This is a genomic window from Ruegeria sp. YKSE079 (genome assembly GCF_059612845.1).
The window spans coordinates 102,294-117,348 of the sequence record NZ_JBXWRJ010000004.1 but is presented as its reverse complement, the minus strand read 5'-3'; the positions used below and the strand labels follow the sequence as shown (position 1 = coordinate 117,348).

General features: G+C 59.0%; 14 protein-coding genes. 6 read left to right on the top strand and 8 right to left on the bottom strand.

Going from position 1 to position 15,055, the window contains the following annotated elements:
- The first annotated feature begins 26 nt into the window (after positions 1-26).
- The 6 genes from AC2FMY_RS05175 (at position 27) to tpiA (ending at position 4,714) form a co-directional block, all read left to right on the top strand.
- Positions 27-1,409, top strand: a complete 1,383-nt coding sequence (locus tag AC2FMY_RS05175) for an adenylate/guanylate cyclase domain-containing protein (RefSeq protein ID WP_496807077.1) — start codon at positions 27-29, stop codon at positions 1,407-1,409.
- Positions 1,410-1,499: 90 nt separating this feature from the next.
- Positions 1,500-1,862 (top strand): SUF system Fe-S cluster assembly protein, encoded by a 363-nt coding sequence (locus AC2FMY_RS05170; protein WP_480749675.1) that lies wholly within the window; start codon positions 1,500-1,502, stop codon positions 1,860-1,862.
- A gap of 568 nt (positions 1,863-2,430) precedes the next feature.
- Complete coding sequence (locus tag AC2FMY_RS05165; protein WP_496745540.1) at positions 2,431-2,697, top strand: hypothetical protein; 267 nt, start codon at positions 2,431-2,433, stop codon at positions 2,695-2,697.
- A gap of 123 nt (positions 2,698-2,820) precedes the next feature.
- A complete protein-coding gene (locus tag AC2FMY_RS05160) occupies positions 2,821-3,201 on the top strand; it encodes a HesB/IscA family protein (protein WP_496745539.1) in 381 nt (126 codons plus the stop codon).
- Between the two features lie 97 nt (positions 3,202-3,298).
- Positions 3,299-3,874, top strand: a complete 576-nt coding sequence (locus AC2FMY_RS05155) for a hypothetical protein (protein ID WP_496745538.1) — start codon at positions 3,299-3,301, stop codon at positions 3,872-3,874.
- A 90-nt stretch (positions 3,875-3,964) separates the two neighbouring features.
- On the top strand, positions 3,965-4,714 hold the full coding sequence (gene tpiA, locus AC2FMY_RS05150; protein WP_480749672.1) for a triose-phosphate isomerase: 750 nt from the start codon (positions 3,965-3,967) through the stop codon (positions 4,712-4,714).
- A 41-nt stretch (positions 4,715-4,755) separates the two neighbouring features.
- Here tpiA and AC2FMY_RS05145 read toward each other — a convergent pair whose 3' ends face one another.
- The 8 genes from AC2FMY_RS05145 to AC2FMY_RS05110 form a co-directional block, all read right to left on the bottom strand.
- Positions 4,756-6,486: an adenylate/guanylate cyclase domain-containing protein gene (locus AC2FMY_RS05145; RefSeq protein WP_496807076.1), complete on the bottom strand. Its 1,731-nt coding sequence runs from the start codon at positions 6,484-6,486 to the stop codon at positions 4,756-4,758.
- Between the two features lie 159 nt (positions 6,487-6,645).
- Positions 6,646-8,082 (bottom strand): TRAP transporter large permease, encoded by a 1,437-nt coding sequence (locus AC2FMY_RS05140; protein WP_496745959.1) that lies wholly within the window; start codon positions 8,080-8,082, stop codon positions 6,646-6,648.
- Between the two features lie 4 nt (positions 8,083-8,086).
- Entirely contained in the window at positions 8,087-8,782 is a 696-nt protein-coding gene (locus AC2FMY_RS05135) for a TRAP transporter small permease (RefSeq protein ID WP_496745957.1), read from the bottom strand.
- Positions 8,783-8,864: 82 nt separating this feature from the next.
- Positions 8,865-9,866, bottom strand: coding sequence for a DctP family TRAP transporter solute-binding subunit (locus tag AC2FMY_RS05130; RefSeq protein ID WP_480749668.1), 1,002 nt, complete (start codon positions 9,864-9,866; stop codon positions 8,865-8,867).
- Positions 9,867-10,253: 387 nt separating this feature from the next.
- Positions 10,254-10,559, bottom strand: coding sequence for a hypothetical protein (locus AC2FMY_RS05125; RefSeq protein WP_480749667.1), 306 nt, complete (start codon positions 10,557-10,559; stop codon positions 10,254-10,256).
- 51 nt (positions 10,560-10,610) lie between these two features.
- Positions 10,611-11,951 carry a hypothetical protein gene (locus AC2FMY_RS05120; RefSeq protein ID WP_496745954.1) on the bottom strand — a complete coding sequence of 447 codons (1,341 nt, stop codon included), beginning with the start codon at positions 11,949-11,951 and terminating at the stop codon, positions 10,611-10,613.
- Between the two features lie 120 nt (positions 11,952-12,071).
- On the bottom strand, positions 12,072-13,301 hold the full coding sequence (locus tag AC2FMY_RS05115) for a sigma-54-dependent transcriptional regulator (protein WP_480749665.1): 1,230 nt from the start codon (positions 13,299-13,301) through the stop codon (positions 12,072-12,074).
- On the bottom strand, positions 13,298-15,031 hold the full coding sequence (locus AC2FMY_RS05110) for a sensor histidine kinase (protein ID WP_496745952.1): 1,734 nt from the start codon (positions 15,029-15,031) through the stop codon (positions 13,298-13,300). Before AC2FMY_RS05110 ends, AC2FMY_RS05115 begins: the two co-directional genes overlap by 4 nt.
- Positions 15,032-15,055: the final 24 nt, after the last annotated feature.

The window sequence follows — 15,055 nt, the reverse complement described above, 5'->3', positions numbered from 1 at the left end:
GCGAATGAACCCGGAAAGCCCACCGCATGCCGATATTGCGATCCTATCCGGACGACCTGTCCTTTGAGTGCCGGGATGGCGAGAGCCTGCTGGAGGCGGCGAAGCGGGCTGATTTGCCTTTGACCCATGTCTGCGGCGGAAAGGCGAAATGTTCAACCTGCCGGATTTGGGTTCTGGACGGATTGGAGCATTGCCCCGAGCGGTTGGAACCGGCGCAAAAACTGGCCGATCAGCTTGGGCTGGACCCGCATGTGCGCCTGTCGTGCCAGCTGCGCCCCTCTGGCGATATTTCGTTTCGGCGGCTGGTTCTGGATGAGACCGACATCATGCTGACCAGCCAGCTTGACGCGCGCGGCGAGCGCAAGGTCGGGGAATTGAAGAACGTGGCGGTGTTTTTTTCGGATATCGAAGGGTTTACTGGGATATCCGAAAGCCTGATGCCCTATGACGTCATGCATCTGCTGAACCGCTATTTCGCCCAGATGGGCGAGATCATCGAGAGCAACTCCGGCTATGTCGACAAGTTCGTCGGCGACGGAATGATGGCGATTTTCGGGATCGACGATCAGAATGAAGCGCCCCTGCGCGCGGTCAACGCCGCATTGCAATGCCTGACGGCGATCGACCGGATGAAGCCCTTTTTCAAAAGCATGTATGACATCGATTTTGACGCCCGGATCGGATTGCACTGGGGCGAGGCGGTCATCGGATCGGTTGGATCGGTCGGCAGTGCGCGGCTGACCGCAATTGGCGACGTGGTGAATGTGGCCAGCCGCGTGGAGAGCGCCAACAAGGAAGCCGGAACCCGGTTTCTGGTGTCGGAGGCGCTGCACGAGCAGGTCAAGGAGAGCGTCGAGACCACCGATTTTGTGCGTGTGAGGCTGCCCGGAACGTCGCAACGCACCACCCTTTACGAAATCTCCGAGTTAAAGCCGCAAGCGGCAGCCCGAATGAATGCGACCTCGGACCGGGAGACGATGCGTTTTGCCGGTCGCAACTGGACGCGGGTTTTCGAGGTCGACTCGATCAAGGATGGTGAGACTCGGATCGTCGAGTTTTCCAGGCTTGACCTTGCGATCCTGCGCCGCGGCGAAAACTTCTATGCGTTCAACAACGCCTGTCCGCATATCAACCTGCCGCTGTTCAACCGCCGCCAGAATCTGGACGATCCCGACCGGCTGCGCCCGGACGAAAGCGAAGCGCGGGACGACGAGGTGGTCTGCCGCTGGCATCACAGCCGGTTCGACCTGGCCAGCGGCGAGGTCATCGTGTGGTGCGAGTTGCTGAACGATGACGGGACATCCGAAGGCATGGAGTTTCTGGGCGATATTTCAAAGAACCGCAAACCCTTGCAGACCTTTGCGACCCATGTTGACGACGGTTTTTTGTGGATCGCGTTGGACACATGAGCGCACCATTGGCCGAACTTCCCCGCCCCCTCTGGACGCTGGTTGCCGATTTCCCTATATAATTGCTCAGGTAACCGACCCGAGGATCAGATGACCCACGCCACCGAACCGCTTGAAGGCGCGCCGCTGATTGCGCCCTCTTCCGTTGACCATCCGCTTTACGAACCGGTCGTGGAAGCTTGCCGGACGGTCTATGACCCGGAAATCCCGGTCAACATCTATGAGCTTGGCCTGATCTATACCGTCGACATCAATGCCGAGAATGACGTCAAGGTCATCATGACGCTGACCGCGCCGGGCTGTCCGGTGGCCGGAGACATGCCGGGATGGCTGGTAGACGCGATCGAGCCGGTGCCGGGGGTGAAAAGCGTGGACGTGGAGCTTACATGGGAGCCGCCCTGGGGCATGGAGATGATGTCGGACGAAGCCCGGCTTGAGCTTGGCTTTATGTAACTGACCGGAAGATCCAGGAACTTACCGAGGCGTAGCAATATTGTTACGTCTTTGTTTTAGACCCGTTACAATCAACTGCCAATCTGTCGGCGGTCACGCTTTGGCCGTGCCGGTGGGGTCTTTCCGTTTTGGTTCATCCCCCCAAGGATTGCGACCCTGTTCTGAGGACCGCTCTGCCCGGGGCGGTCCGTTTTTTTCTGCCATTTCCAATGCCGCGAATCGGTCAGGAAACTCCAAGTGAGAATTCGCGGTCAGGTTCACGGCGTGGGCAACTGCCAACCCTTTTGTTTCCCGAATGGAAACCCTAGCGCCATATCAACAACATTGTCCCCGTTGATGGATATTTGGGCAATTTCAAGGCAAAATTGTGTCCCTTTTTTCTGGCGAAATAGGTGACCAAGCGGTTAGCTTTCTCTCAATGATCGCAAAAGGGGGCTGTCGATCTTCAGTCGTATCCGTTCGGCATCCGGTTGGCCGCGCAGGGGCTTTCGCCTCGCCTCCTCGGCCAGCACGTAAAAGGAAAACGTGAATCCGGGTGTGCTGCAAGGTGTGAAAGGTAGGTCCGCCGTTGGTTCCACTCACGATTTATGGCGTCATTTTCGTCGTCACCTTCGGCCTGTACATGCTGATCGTTCGCATGGTTTCCTATTCGTTTCAGGCCGTGATGACGCGCTATCCGGCATTGAAGCCCGCCAGCACATCGTATTTCAACCGTGGCGCGCAATATGTCGGTTTCACCTTTGAGGTGTTCACAATGCTGGCCTATTGGCCGGTCATCGTGCTGTTGGCCATGTCGTTCGGTATCGTATTCCTGCCTGGATACATCTTCCGCTGATCTGCGGTGGAATTCTCTGATCGCTTATCCTGAACACGGAATGAATCATTTCTGCGGCAGTCTCTTGAGCCTTGTTGCCCGCGCCACTAAATTGAGGAAGACGCGCGACAATCGGAGACCGCAATGTTCGGCATTCCCGGCAAGCAGGCCGTGACCATGACCCCACGGGCCGCAGCCCAGATCAACCGCCTGATGGAAAAGGGCGGCCATGCAGGTTTGCGCATCGGCGTCAAAAAGGGCGGCTGCGCGGGCATGGAATATACCATGGACTATGTCGACGAAGCCGAGGCGCATGACGAGGTGGTCGAACAGGACGGCGCGCGGGTGCTGATCGCGCCGATGGCGCAGATGTTCCTGTTCGGGACTGAGATCGATTATGAAGTCTCGTTGTTGGAATCCGGGTTCAAATTCAAGAACCCGAACGTCGTCGACGCCTGCGGTTGTGGGGAATCGATCAAGTTCAAAGACACAGACCATGAAGAGGATAAACCTCTCGCGCAGTAACCTGAGTTGCCTCTGGGTCTAGGATCGCGATTTAGGCTTCAATAATACTCAATTGACAGTTTCCATGCTACACTCGTGTTTTTCTAGAGGTGGCACCATGGATATTTCAAGGTTCTCTGTCGCCCTGCATTTTGATCAGGCCGATATTAACCGAAACCCGGATTTGCAAGACCCACAGTCGATTGATCCCGCAACCGCCCTTGCCGGGGCCGCTGCGGCGGCAAAAGTCGGTGAGTTTGTCTATAAAGTCGGCCAAGACCTTGTTCCCAAGCTAAAGTCAAACCGCCCACTGTTGATACAGATCCTCGACTCAGGGCCGGGCGAGAACGAAGAGACTTACGATATTTTGCTTAGATTAACGAATATCGGAGCAAACGGAGTTTATGTAGAAAAGGTGGTTTTAGTACAGGCCCCAGACGAACCCGCGACTGCGTTCAAGCGCAATAAAAAGATAAGTTACGGTCCGGATAAAAAAAGGGACCTGCCATTGATCATCCCCCCCAACAAACAACTGGAAATCACTATAAAATGTGATCCGAAAATATATTACGAAGACAATGTTCCGAGATCACAAGGTTCTTTCAGAATGCACTACTGCAGTCTTGATGAGGGCGAAGTAAAGCCATCAGAACAAGTCCGTTTTAAACTGGTGGGTCTCAACCCACGTACCTAATCCCGGAATGTACTTGCCCTGTGATTGTCACCCGTGCGCGCCGGTGCTATCCCCAAGGCCAAGTTTTGACAAGAAGACGGGGACGGATGAATGCGGCGTAAACTGGCGGCGGGCAACTGGAAAATGAACGGCACCGGTGCGTCGCTGGCCGAATTGGAGGCGCTGGCGCGGGCCCACCCTGCCCCCGGTGTCGACATCCTGATCTGTCCTCCGGCGACATTGCTTGCGCGCTCTGCCCAGACACTTGCCGGATCGGCCATTGCCGTAGGCGGGCAGGATTGCCACGCCGCCGCCTCGGGCGCACATACCGGCGATATCAGCGCCGATATGCTCAGGGACGCCGGCGCGACAGCGGTGATCGTCGGCCATTCCGAGCGGCGCGAGGATCATGAGGAAGACAACGAAGCCGTCCGGGCCAAGGCCCGCGCCGCGATGGAGGCCGGACTGACGGCGGTGATCTGTCTGGGTGAAAGCCTGGCGCAGCGCGAGGCTGCCAACACGCTGGATATCATCGCGGGGCAGATGTCGGGGTCGATCCCGGATCAGGCGACCGGTGAAAACCTTGTGGTGGCCTATGAACCGATCTGGGCCATCGGCACCGGCAAGGTGCCGACGCTGGAACAGATCGGGGAGGTGCACGATTTCATCCGCACGCGGCTGGAACGCAGGTTCGGCGCGGGTGTGGGGCGGTCGGTGCGGCTGTTGTATGGCGGCTCGGTCAAACCGGGCAACGCGGCTGACATTTTTGGTGTTCCGAACGTGGATGGCGCTTTGGTGGGTGGGGCAAGCCTGAAAGCGGCGGATTTCTCGCCAATCATCGCAGCACTGGAAGCAATCTGAGACTTTCCGCTGCGCTCAGGGATATATGGCTTGCAGGCCTGTCAAACCTGACCGTCGATCACATCGCCTACCAGTTTTTGAATGCCCTCGCGCAGCCGCGCATTGCTGGCCGGATCGCTGTATGGCTGCCAGTTCTGCCGGGATTTGACAAAACCGGGCTGAACCGCCTCGCACCGGTCCAGCGCCTCTCGCGCCTCTTCGAGCCTTTCAAGCAAGGAGAGTGAAATCGCCAGGATGAACAAGGCTGGCGCGTAATCCGGTTGCCGGCGCAGGGCGCGACGGGCACAGTCCACTGCAGCGTGAAAATTGCTGCTGTTGGCATGTGCCCGGGCCAGGAATGTCAGATGCGAATGCAGACTGGCATCCGCAGGATTGAGCCTTTGCGCCTTTTGCATCAGCCCTATCCCATCCGGTTCGCCCGCCAGATCGGATTTGTTGCCCAGCGCGTGCAGGGCATAAGCATCGTTGGGATTGAGATCGACGGCGATCCGGGCTTCGGCCAGGGCATCATCGAACCTTCCCAGCCACTGGAATGCGGTGCTGAGTTCGTGGTGCGCAAAGGAGGATGCCTCGTCGCATTCGATGGCCCGATTGGCGGCGTTCATGGCGCGCATGGCGGTTTCCGCGCGGTCGCTGGTCATCCCAGTCAGCATCTCGATGTTATAGGACATTGCCAGCCCTGCGTGGGCCTCGGCAAAGTCAGGGCGCAGTTCGATGGCTTCCTGGTACAGCTTCCTCCCTTCGGCGACCCCTTCGGCGGTGCGGCGTCGAACCAAGGGCAACGCACGCATGCACATTTCCCACGCCTCGAGGTCTTCGGCACGGCGGCCGGAAGAACGATTGGCCTCCGCCACCACGAGTTCAGGCGCGATATGGGCGGCGATGTTCTGCACGATTTCATCCTGCACCACGAAGATGTCGGACAGGTCGCGGTCATATTTTTCGGCCCAGATGTGACGTTCCGTGGCACAATCGACCAACAGCACGCTCACACGCACGCGGGGTCCGGCCTTGCGAATACTGCCTTCCAGCACATAGGTCGCGCCCAGTTCGCGACCGATATCGCGAAGGTTCACGTCGCGCCCCTTGTACTGAAAACAGGAATGGCGCGCGATGACTGGGAAAGTGCGCCAATGGGTCAGCGCAATGATGATATCTTCGGTCAGGCCGTCGGCGAAGTATTCCTGCTCGGGATCGCCACCGATATTGGCGAAGGGCAGAACGGCAATGGCTGGCCGGTCGATCCGACGCTGCGGTTCCCCGTCCTGAACCGTGCCTGAGGGGTGCCATTTGCAGATCTCGACCGGGCGCGTTTTTCCCTTGATCTGCTGCGGCCCCATGTCGGTGAATTGTCCGCGAACATCCTGGCCGAGCATGGCCGCAACTGACGCCGTGATGCACACGCCGCCGGGATCGGCCAGGGTTTCGAGCCGCGCAGCAATGTTGACCCCGTCGCCATATATGTCATCGCCGTCGGCAATCACGTCGCCCATGTTCACGCCGATGCGAAGATTGATCGGCCCGTCCCCGGCGTGAAGAGTGGTTTGGATTGAACGGCTGCACTCGATGGCGTCGACCACCGAGCCGAATTCGACAAGCGCCCCGTCTCCCATGAGCTTGACGATCCGCCCACCGTAGCGTTCGACCTCGGGGTCGAACACCTCGGCCCGGTGCGCACGAAGGGCGGAAAGGGTTGTGTCTTCGTCTGCACTCATGAGGGTCGAAAACCCGACGACATCCGCGGCCATTATGGCGGCAAGGCGGCGTTTCATGAGGGCGTCGTAAGACTGGGGCGCATGGCGCCATCCTGACACGGATTTCGCCAACGGCAAACATCCGGTGTCTTCCTCCGATGACATTGCCGTGATCAGCGAGACCGTGAAAACCGGGCCTGGATCAGGCCCGGCTTTGTTCAGCAGTCCGGTTTTGTGTTATTTCACGATGATTTCCGGCCCCATTAGCGCAGTCGGCAAGAGTGTCGAAAGCCAGGGGATATAGGTCACCATGATCAGGAACACGAAGAGCACGGCGAGGAAGGGAAGCGCCGCGCGCACCACGCTCATCATCGGCATCCCCGCCACGCCGGAAGTGACGAAGAGGTTCAGGCCCACTGGCGGCGTGATCATGCCGATTTCCATGTTGACCACCATGATGATGCCCAGATGGATCGGGTCGATGCCCAGTTCGATGGCAATCGGAAAGACCAGCGGCGCCACGATGACGATCAGGCCAGAGGGCTCCATGAACTGACCGCCGATCAGCAGGATCACGTTGACGATCACCAGGAACATCACCGGGCCGAAACCAGCGTTCAGCATCGACCCCGCGATGGCCTGAGGTATCTGTTCATCCGTCAGCACATGCTTGAGGATCAGCGCGTTCGCGATGATGAACATCAGCGTGACGGTCAGCTTGGCCGCATCGAACAGCGTGTGCTTGGTGTCGCTGTGGAAGAACGCCGTGACCAGGGCTTGAGGCTTGTCCAAAAGCGACAGCGGCTTTGGCTCGGGCAGTCCCTCGGTCACCGCCGCAGCGGAAAGACTGCGTGCCTCGCGCGGGCGCAGCGGGCCGATGTCACGATAGACGAACATCGCAATGATGAAGGCATAGACAGACGCGACGGCTGCAGCTTCGGTAGGCGTGAAGATCGCGCCGGTGACGCCGGGGATGCCGTAGATACCCACCATGATGATGACGATCAGCATCAATCCCCAGAACGCGTCGCGGAAGGATGCCCAGACCTCTCCCCATCCCTGCCATTCGCCCTTGGGCATGCCGCGCAGGACTGCCATGATATAGATGGTGACCATCAGCATCAGACCGGCGAGAACGCCTGGGATGACCCCGGCAAGGAACATCCGCCCCACGCTGACATCGGTGGCCGAAGCATAGACCACCATGACAATCGAGGGCGGGATCAGGATGCCCAGCGTACCGGCGTTACAGATCACGCCCGCAGCAAATTCGCGGGTATACCCGGCCTGCCTCATGGCCGCGATCACGATAGTGCCGATGGCAACAACGGTAGCCGGCGAGGACCCGGACAGCGCCGCAAACAGCATACAGGCAAACACGCCCGCAATCGCCAATCCGCCGCGCAGATGCCCGACACAGGCGATTGAGAAGCGGATGATGCGTTTGGCCACGCCGCCGGTAGACATGAAGCTGGACGCAAGGATGAAGAAAGGGATTGCCAACAGCGTGTAGTGCCCCGCCATCGCCTGATAGAGGCTTTGCGCAATCGAGGCCAGCGACGTATCGGAGAAGGCCAGAAGAAAGATGATCGAGCTGAGGCCCAGCGAAATCGCGATCGGCACGCCAATCAGCAAAAAACCAATGACCATTGCAAACAGAATGACAACATCCATCGGTTTATTCCTTGTTCTGTGCTGCGGCTTCGGCCACGGCGTCTTCAGCTTCGTGACTGACGATCAGACTTTCACGGGCTCCCGTGGCAACGCCAATGAACGCCTGCACGAACCGCAACAGCAGCAGCGCCGACCCGAAAGGCAGAATGAAATAGGGGATGACCCGCGGCAGCTTTTCGTAGGTATCGCCATAGTTGATCAATGGTTCCAGCCAGCGGAAGATTCCCAGCATCGGAACCTGATCGGTTACATAGAATGCCCGGTCCCGAACGCCTTCGGTAAAGCCAAGCGGGAACCAGCGGCCTTCGGTTGGCTGCAATGCCGCAAACGGCGCCCAGTAATCCCACGACCCTTTGAGCAAAAGCATCGCATAAGCAATGCAGCAAGCGCCTGAAACCAGCGCCAGAATGCGCCGCCCACCAGGTTTCAGAAGGTTGATGACCACATCGACGCCAAGATGCGCGGTGATTTTCACGCAGTAACTGATACCGAAGATCACCAGCCAGGCGAACAGGATCAGGACGACTTCAAGTCCCCAGATCAGGGAACTGTTGAACACGTAGCGCAGCACCACGTTGATGAAGGTCAGTATTGTCATCAGCCCGAGAATGACCGCGATGCCGGTCTCCTCGATGTTGTTGATCACGCGGCCAAGTGTGGAAACCGACTGGCCAGCCGTGTCATGCGACGGACGGGACATGATCTCTCTCCGGGAGCAAGATGCGTTTCGTTCGAAGCGTCAGGAAGGGCAGCCCGCATCGCGGGCCGCCCAGATCGTCGCATCAGCTTGAGGCGTTGAATTCCTGCGCCTTGGCAATGTTGTCGGCGCCGATCCCGGCCTCGAACTTGTCCCAGACAGGTTTCATCGTGTCGACCCAGTCCTGACGCTGTTCGGGCGTCAGTTCACGGATCACGCCACCGGCATCCAGAACCGACTGGCGGGCGCTTGCATCAACTTCGCCCACGGCGGAGTTGCGCTCATCAGACACTTCACTCAGGATCGTCGTGAACTGCTCGCGCACCGCCGGATCAAGGCTGTCGATCCAGTCCACCGACGTCACGACCAGATAGTCGATGATGCCATGGTTGGTTTCGGTGATACCGTCCTGAACCTCAAAGAACTTCTGGCCATAGATGTTTGACCAGGTGTTTTCCTGCCCGTCGACAACGCCGGTCTGCAGCGCGCCATAGACTTCGGAAAAGGCCATCGGCTGCGGCGAGGCACCCAGCGCTTCCATCTGGGCAACGATCACGTCCGAGGGCTGTACGCGGAACTTGAGACCCTGGGCGTCTTGCGGCGTCATCAGAGGTTTCTTGGCCGACATCTGTTTCATGCCGTTATGCCAGAATTCCAGTCCCAGCAATCCGCGGCGTGTCATCGACTCTTTCATCGCCTGACCGGTGTCGGATTTCTGGAATGCGTCGACGGCCTCGATGTTCTTGAACATGAAAGGCAGATCGAAAATCTGGAATTGCTTGGTGAAGGCTTCGAACTTGGACAGCGAGGGGGCCGCCAGTTGGACGTTGCCCTGCAGCATCGCTTCGAGGACCTGATCGTCATTGTAGAGCGTCGAGTTGGGGAACACCTCCATGCACATGACGCCATTCATCTCTTCGTTCACCCGATCGGCCAGCAGCGAGGCTGCAATCCCCTTGGGGTGCTTGTCGGTGTTGGTGACGTGGGCAAATTTGACCACGATTTCACCGTCATCACAGGCGGCAAAACCTGCGGTGGCGGTGACGGACAGCGCCAGGGCGGTGGCTGCGGTAGTCAGGAATTTCATTTCTCTACTCCTCCCGAAGTTCAGTAAAATCTCTGTCGGACGCCGGACAGACGCCGCTGTGAGGGAGTGAAGCGAATCATGAAGCTTGGCTCAACGATTTGTGAAACCTTGCCCCCTTCTTATTTTTTTCTATTTTTTACAACAGGGTAAATAGCCCGTCCGCGGGATGTCGTTGTGGGCGAGGCGAATCGTGTGCGGAAATCCGCACTCTCTCGGCGGCCCTAGTGCGGGATTTCGCACAACTTGATTCGCTTGTTGCGGAAGTGCGGCCCAACTGTGCCGCCAAACATTATCCTGAGCGTGACCGGAGATTGCGTTCGATCACCACTGACAGATCTCGGGATCGATGGTCACGATCTGAATTCCATGCGCTTGCCTGTCTTGAATTCATTCTTCGTCGTCATCGGGAAAGGGATAGGGTCCACCGTTGAACAGGAACGCCTGAACAGACGCCAGATAGGCTTGCCATTCCTCGTCATCATCGAACTCGTCGTCCGTCGTTTGTTCCCATGCCGCTCGGCTCATGCCATTTCCGTTCACGGTCTCGGCCAGGGCGGATTTGAACTTTTGTGCAGCTTCGGCATTGTGCGCCTCTTCAAGAAACGCCTTCAGGTCCTCCAGGTCGTAGGCCTGGGGATTCAGATACCCACCGGCCATGTCATTCAGTACCTGCATGGGATCGCGGTCAGCCATGTCTTGAGTCTCCGTCTTCAGGTTTCATTGCCGGTCTTCCTGTCCGCCCCGTCATGCGACCGGATTGGGATAAAGCGTCACCAATCGCAAGGTTCCGTCGTCCAAAAGGTCATAGATCGCCTTGCACGTGCTGTTGGGACCCCAGGTTGCGTCTATGCAGGTGTCGGGCTGACCTTTCTTCTTCTTGCGCTTGACCCCTTGAACGTAGTTTTTCCATTGCGCGCCAAGGACATCAACCAGCTTTGCTTCCATCGGCGGTACCAACCTGACGGGTTGAGCCCCTTTCGGCGGTGGCGAAATCTTGTTGGTTTCGATATGCGCCAACGCCTGTGTCCGCAAGGCCATCTGGCTGTCGACATAGGCGCCCTTGTCGGTGAAGTTCGAGGCCTTGTGAACCGGTTTGCCCTTGAACTTTTTTCCGGTGCGCGGGTTCTTTTTCTTTAATATCCGGTCTTCCTGGTTTTGGATCGACAATCCCGGCCCATGGCATTCTGGGCCATGCGCCTTGGGCGGCTTGTCCACGTGATCGAAAAACAGCGCATCCATCTCGTCTTTGATCGCCTGAAGTTCGGTCGCGTTGTCGGGTGGTGGTTTCCTGGACAGCGCACCTTTCAATGCCTTTCGCATGTCACGCATTTCGGGAAAGGCCTGATCCATGAATTCCGGTTCAGCCTTGACGCGTGCCGCGCAGGATTTGACCATCCCGTCCAGTTTTCCGAGTTCCTTCGGATCCTCGCCAGCGGATTTCAGGCAGTCGGACAGCCGCACCGCCGACGGTGTGGACATGACCAGTTTCCGCAACGCAGTCAGCGCCTTGACCGCGTTATCCGGGCTTTTTGCGGTCATTGCCTTTTTATAGAGGGCAGCCACCTTGGCCATCTTTTCGCGATGATCGGGAGGCGCGGAATTCAGGCTGCGCACCAGGGGCACCTTCATTGCATCGAAATGGCTGGCGATCTTTTCCAGCACCTTCTCGATGTCGTCGCCAAGTTCTGCGGGCGCATCCGGTTTGCCTGTGTCCTCTTCGTCGCCGTCGTCGATGACATCGCCCGTCTCGGACAGCAAGCGCACTTTCATCTTGATGCCACGAGCGCTGAGATATTTGCGAAAGGTCTTGGCAAAGTTCGCTGGCGTCGAGTCGGGGTCTTCGACAATCAGGTCGGCAATCTTCCCGTCAACTTCGAGCGCGCCCACGGCGCCTTTTGCACCGGCGCCATCGTCCTTGGCCATCTTTCTGAGCGCGGACTTGTTCTTGGACTTATGCGCTTTGAAGATCAGGTCGTCCGGCCCATGAAACAGGGCAAAGTTGTGCCTGATCTTTCGGGCTGCCGCGATGATGCCGGACACTTCCTTGGCTTCGGCCGCCAATTCGGACTTTGACTTTTTTCCCATTCTGGCCTCCCTTGACCTTCAGTAACGGGCAGGTCTGCGGTTCAGTCAAGTCGGGAATACGCCAAGGGTCGACTTGGACAGTCTTCCCCGGCAGGTGTGTCGGACCATTTTCCGACGCCGTCAGCGGCGGTAAGCGTCGGGACGAATGCCATATTTGGCGAGCTTGTCGTAAAATGTCTTTCTTGGAAGTTTCAGCGCCTTCGCCGCTTCGGCCGCCCTGCCGTTGTGCCGTCCAAGTGCCGCCGTCAAAAGGCTGCGTTCCACCCTTGCCATCTGTTCCGTCAGCCCAAGGTCAGATGCCTGCGCGACATCTTCGGGCATTCCCAGAACAAACCGCATGGCCGCCGACATGAGCGAGCGCGCATTGCCTGGCCAGTCCTGCGCCATCAACCCGGCCAGATGATCCTGGCTGATTTCAGGTTCCGGGATGCCGGCCTGTTCGGCGGCCTGCCCGACATAGTGGCGAAAAATCACCGGGATATCTTCGGGACGTTCGGACAGCGACGGAATGCGAACGCGCATCACATCAAGGCGATAGAACAGGTCCGGATTGAACTTGCCGCCGGCGGCAAGATTGGCCAGATCGCTGGTGGTTCCGGCCAGAACGCGCAGTCCCGCCCCCTGCTCCAGCCGTTCCAGAACGGCGTATTGGGTCGCTTCGGGCATGGCGGAAACCTCGTCAAGATAAATCGACCCGCCAGCCGCATCATTGCAAAGCCGGGAAAACTCCTCGGCATCCAGACCGGAGGCGGGCCGCTTCACGAAAGGTCCCTGAGCCGAGGGCGACATCAGGTGAATGACTTCGGCCACCTTTGAAATGCCGCTGCCCGGCGGGCCGGTTACCAGCACCTCGGCCCTTGTTGGCGCAACGCTGCGAACCTTTTCCCGCAGCGCTTCGGCCTGGGCCGACACGCCAAAGAGCATCCGCGCCGCCGGGTCGCCGCTTTCCAGTTGCCGTTTCAGCGCCCGGTCTTCCAGTACGGCCGACCTGATATCGAAAGCCCGTTCCAGAACGTCCAGAAGATCGGCAGAAGCGCAGGGTTTTTCGAGAAAGTCGAATGCCCCCTGCCCCATCGCCTGAACCGCCATCGGAATGTCGCCCTCGCCGGTCAGCAGGATCACCGGCAAGTCCGGGTCGATGCCTTGCGCATATCCCAACAGGTGAAACCCGTCGCGCCCGGGCATGCGGATATCGGACAGGATCACACCGGGAAAATCCGGGCGGATATGATCCTTGGCGGCAACAAAGGAACTGGCTGTTATAGCTTCGTAATCCGCCAGCTCCAGCGTCTGACCCAGCGCCTCGCGCACCGCCGCATCGTCATCCACCAAAAGAACCTTGCGGATCATGCGGCCTGTTCCTCGCGATAATGGTCCAGTTCGACCGTGAATTCGGCGCCATCCGGCGTATTCGCGCCTTTGATCTCACCGCCGAAACTCTGCACCAAACCATACGAAATCGACAGGCCCAGCCCCATGCCTTCTGAGGTACCGACCGCCTTGGTGGTGTAGAATGGCTCGAATATCCGTTCCGGGTCCTTGATGCCCGGACCGGTATCGCGCACCGAAACCGAAAGCCGGTCGCCGGTCGCAAAGGTGATCGAGATGTGCTTGTCTGGATGCTCGGACATGGCGTCGGCGGCGTTGTTGATGAGATTGACGAAAACCTGCACCAACCGCACCTCGCCGCCCCAGGCCAGAACCGGTGCGTCGGGCGGCTGCCAGTCCAGCGTCACGGCGTCAGCCCGCAGGCGAGCCTCGGTCAGTTCAACGGCGGTGTTCAGCACCTGCACCAGATCGACCTTGCCCATCGGCTCGCTTTCGTTGCGGGCAAAGGCGCGCAGATTCTTGATGATCCGCGCCATGCGCGCCGCCATCTGCGAGATGCGGCCCAGATTTTCACTGGCCCGCTCATCCTTGCCACGTTCCAGAAACGCCGCGCCATTGTCGGCAAACTGCTGAATTGCCATCAGCGGCTGGTTGAGCTCGTGGCTGATCCCCGCCGACATCTGCCCCAGAGCGCTGAGCTTGCCCGCCTGCACCAGATCCGCCTGGGCGCGCTTCAGCGCGGCCTCGGCCTCTTGCCGCTCGACAACCTCGCGGCGCAGGGCGGTGTTGGCCGCCGTCAGCGCACGGGTACGTTGCGCCACCCGGCTTTCCAGAACCAGATTTGCCTCTGCCAGCGTCCGGCGGCGTTCGGTGGCAAGATAAAGCATCGCGCCGAACGCCAGGCAGATGGCCGCCACCGCCGCCGCCTGCAACGTCGCCAGTCGTCGGGCCGGCCCCACATCCACCAGCACTTCGGCGGTCATGTCGATCACAGGCAGATCAAGCGTCAGATGCAAGGCGCGACCGGGCAGATAGCGGGCCCAGTTCAGCTTCCATATCTCATGCCCGCCAACCCGCGTGGAGGCGAAATCGACAGGCTCTCCTCCCGGTGGTGTCAGCCCCGGTTGCCCGTCGTCGCGACGCCAGAACAGCAGGTCGGACCGGTTTGAAATAAAGACGATCCCGTCCGCGTCGATGAAGAACACCGTCTCGGTGCTGCCACGCCAGGTCTGCTCGACATCCTGCACATCGGCATCGACCATCAGCGCGCCCTCGACCTGCCCCGAAGGGCCGAAGGCAGGTGCGACATAGGTATAGAACCTGTCGCCGCTGGCCGGCAGAAACCCATGCGCACTGCCCAGCGCACCCTGCATGGCGCGCTTGAAGGCGGGGTGCTCGGCCATGCTGTCTTGCTCGACCGGCTGCGCCGCGGCCAGCACCCGCCCATTCCGATCAATATACATCATGTTTTCCGCGGCGGTCTTGTCGGCCACATCCAGCAGCATGGCCTGCGCCGCCTGTTGTTGCGCTGGCGTTTCGAGCCTTCGCAAGACGGGGTGATCGGCCATCAATACCGCCAGTTCCTGATAGACCTGCATTTGCGCGGTCAGCCGGTCAGCGGCAAGTTCAAGATCAGCTTCGGCCTTTTCACTGAGCTGAGACAATGCCTGACGATACCCATATGTCCAGACCCCGACGGACAGCAGCCCGACGGCGCACAGGAAACCAAGAATGATCAGGACTCTTTGCATGTTCTAGGGTCTTGCATTCACAGC

Coding starts and splice junctions, on each gene's coding strand:
- AC2FMY_RS05135 (WP_496745957.1), bottom strand. CDS start 8,782: ATGTCCCGTCCGTCGCATGACACGGCTGGCCAGTCGGTTTCCACACTT.
- AC2FMY_RS05170 (WP_480749675.1), top strand. CDS start 1,500: ATGACCCACGCCACCGAACCGCTTGAAGGCGCGCCGCTGATTGCGCCC.
- AC2FMY_RS05115 (WP_480749665.1), bottom strand. CDS start 13,301: ATGATCCGCAAGGTTCTTTTGGTGGATGACGATGCGGCGGTGCGCGAG.
- AC2FMY_RS05145 (WP_496807076.1), bottom strand. CDS start 6,486: ATGAAACGCCGCCTTGCCGCCATAATGGCCGCGGATGTCGTCGGGTTT.
- AC2FMY_RS05120 (WP_496745954.1), bottom strand. CDS start 11,951: ATGGGAAAAAAGTCAAAGTCCGAATTGGCGGCCGAAGCCAAGGAAGTG.
- AC2FMY_RS05140 (WP_496745959.1), bottom strand. CDS start 8,082: ATGGATGTTGTCATTCTGTTTGCAATGGTCATTGGTTTTTTGCTGATT.
- AC2FMY_RS05110 (WP_496745952.1), bottom strand. CDS start 15,031: ATGCAAAGAGTCCTGATCATTCTTGGTTTCCTGTGCGCCGTCGGGCTG.
- AC2FMY_RS05155 (WP_496745538.1), top strand. CDS start 3,299: ATGGATATTTCAAGGTTCTCTGTCGCCCTGCATTTTGATCAGGCCGAT.
- AC2FMY_RS05130 (WP_480749668.1), bottom strand. CDS start 9,866: ATGAAATTCCTGACTACCGCAGCCACCGCCCTGGCGCTGTCCGTCACC.
- tpiA (WP_480749672.1), top strand. CDS start 3,965: ATGCGGCGTAAACTGGCGGCGGGCAACTGGAAAATGAACGGCACCGGT.
- AC2FMY_RS05160 (WP_496745539.1), top strand. CDS start 2,821: ATGTTCGGCATTCCCGGCAAGCAGGCCGTGACCATGACCCCACGGGCC.
- AC2FMY_RS05175 (WP_496807077.1), top strand. CDS start 27: ATGCCGATATTGCGATCCTATCCGGACGACCTGTCCTTTGAGTGCCGG.
- AC2FMY_RS05125 (WP_480749667.1), bottom strand. CDS start 10,559: ATGGCTGACCGCGATCCCATGCAGGTACTGAATGACATGGCCGGTGGG.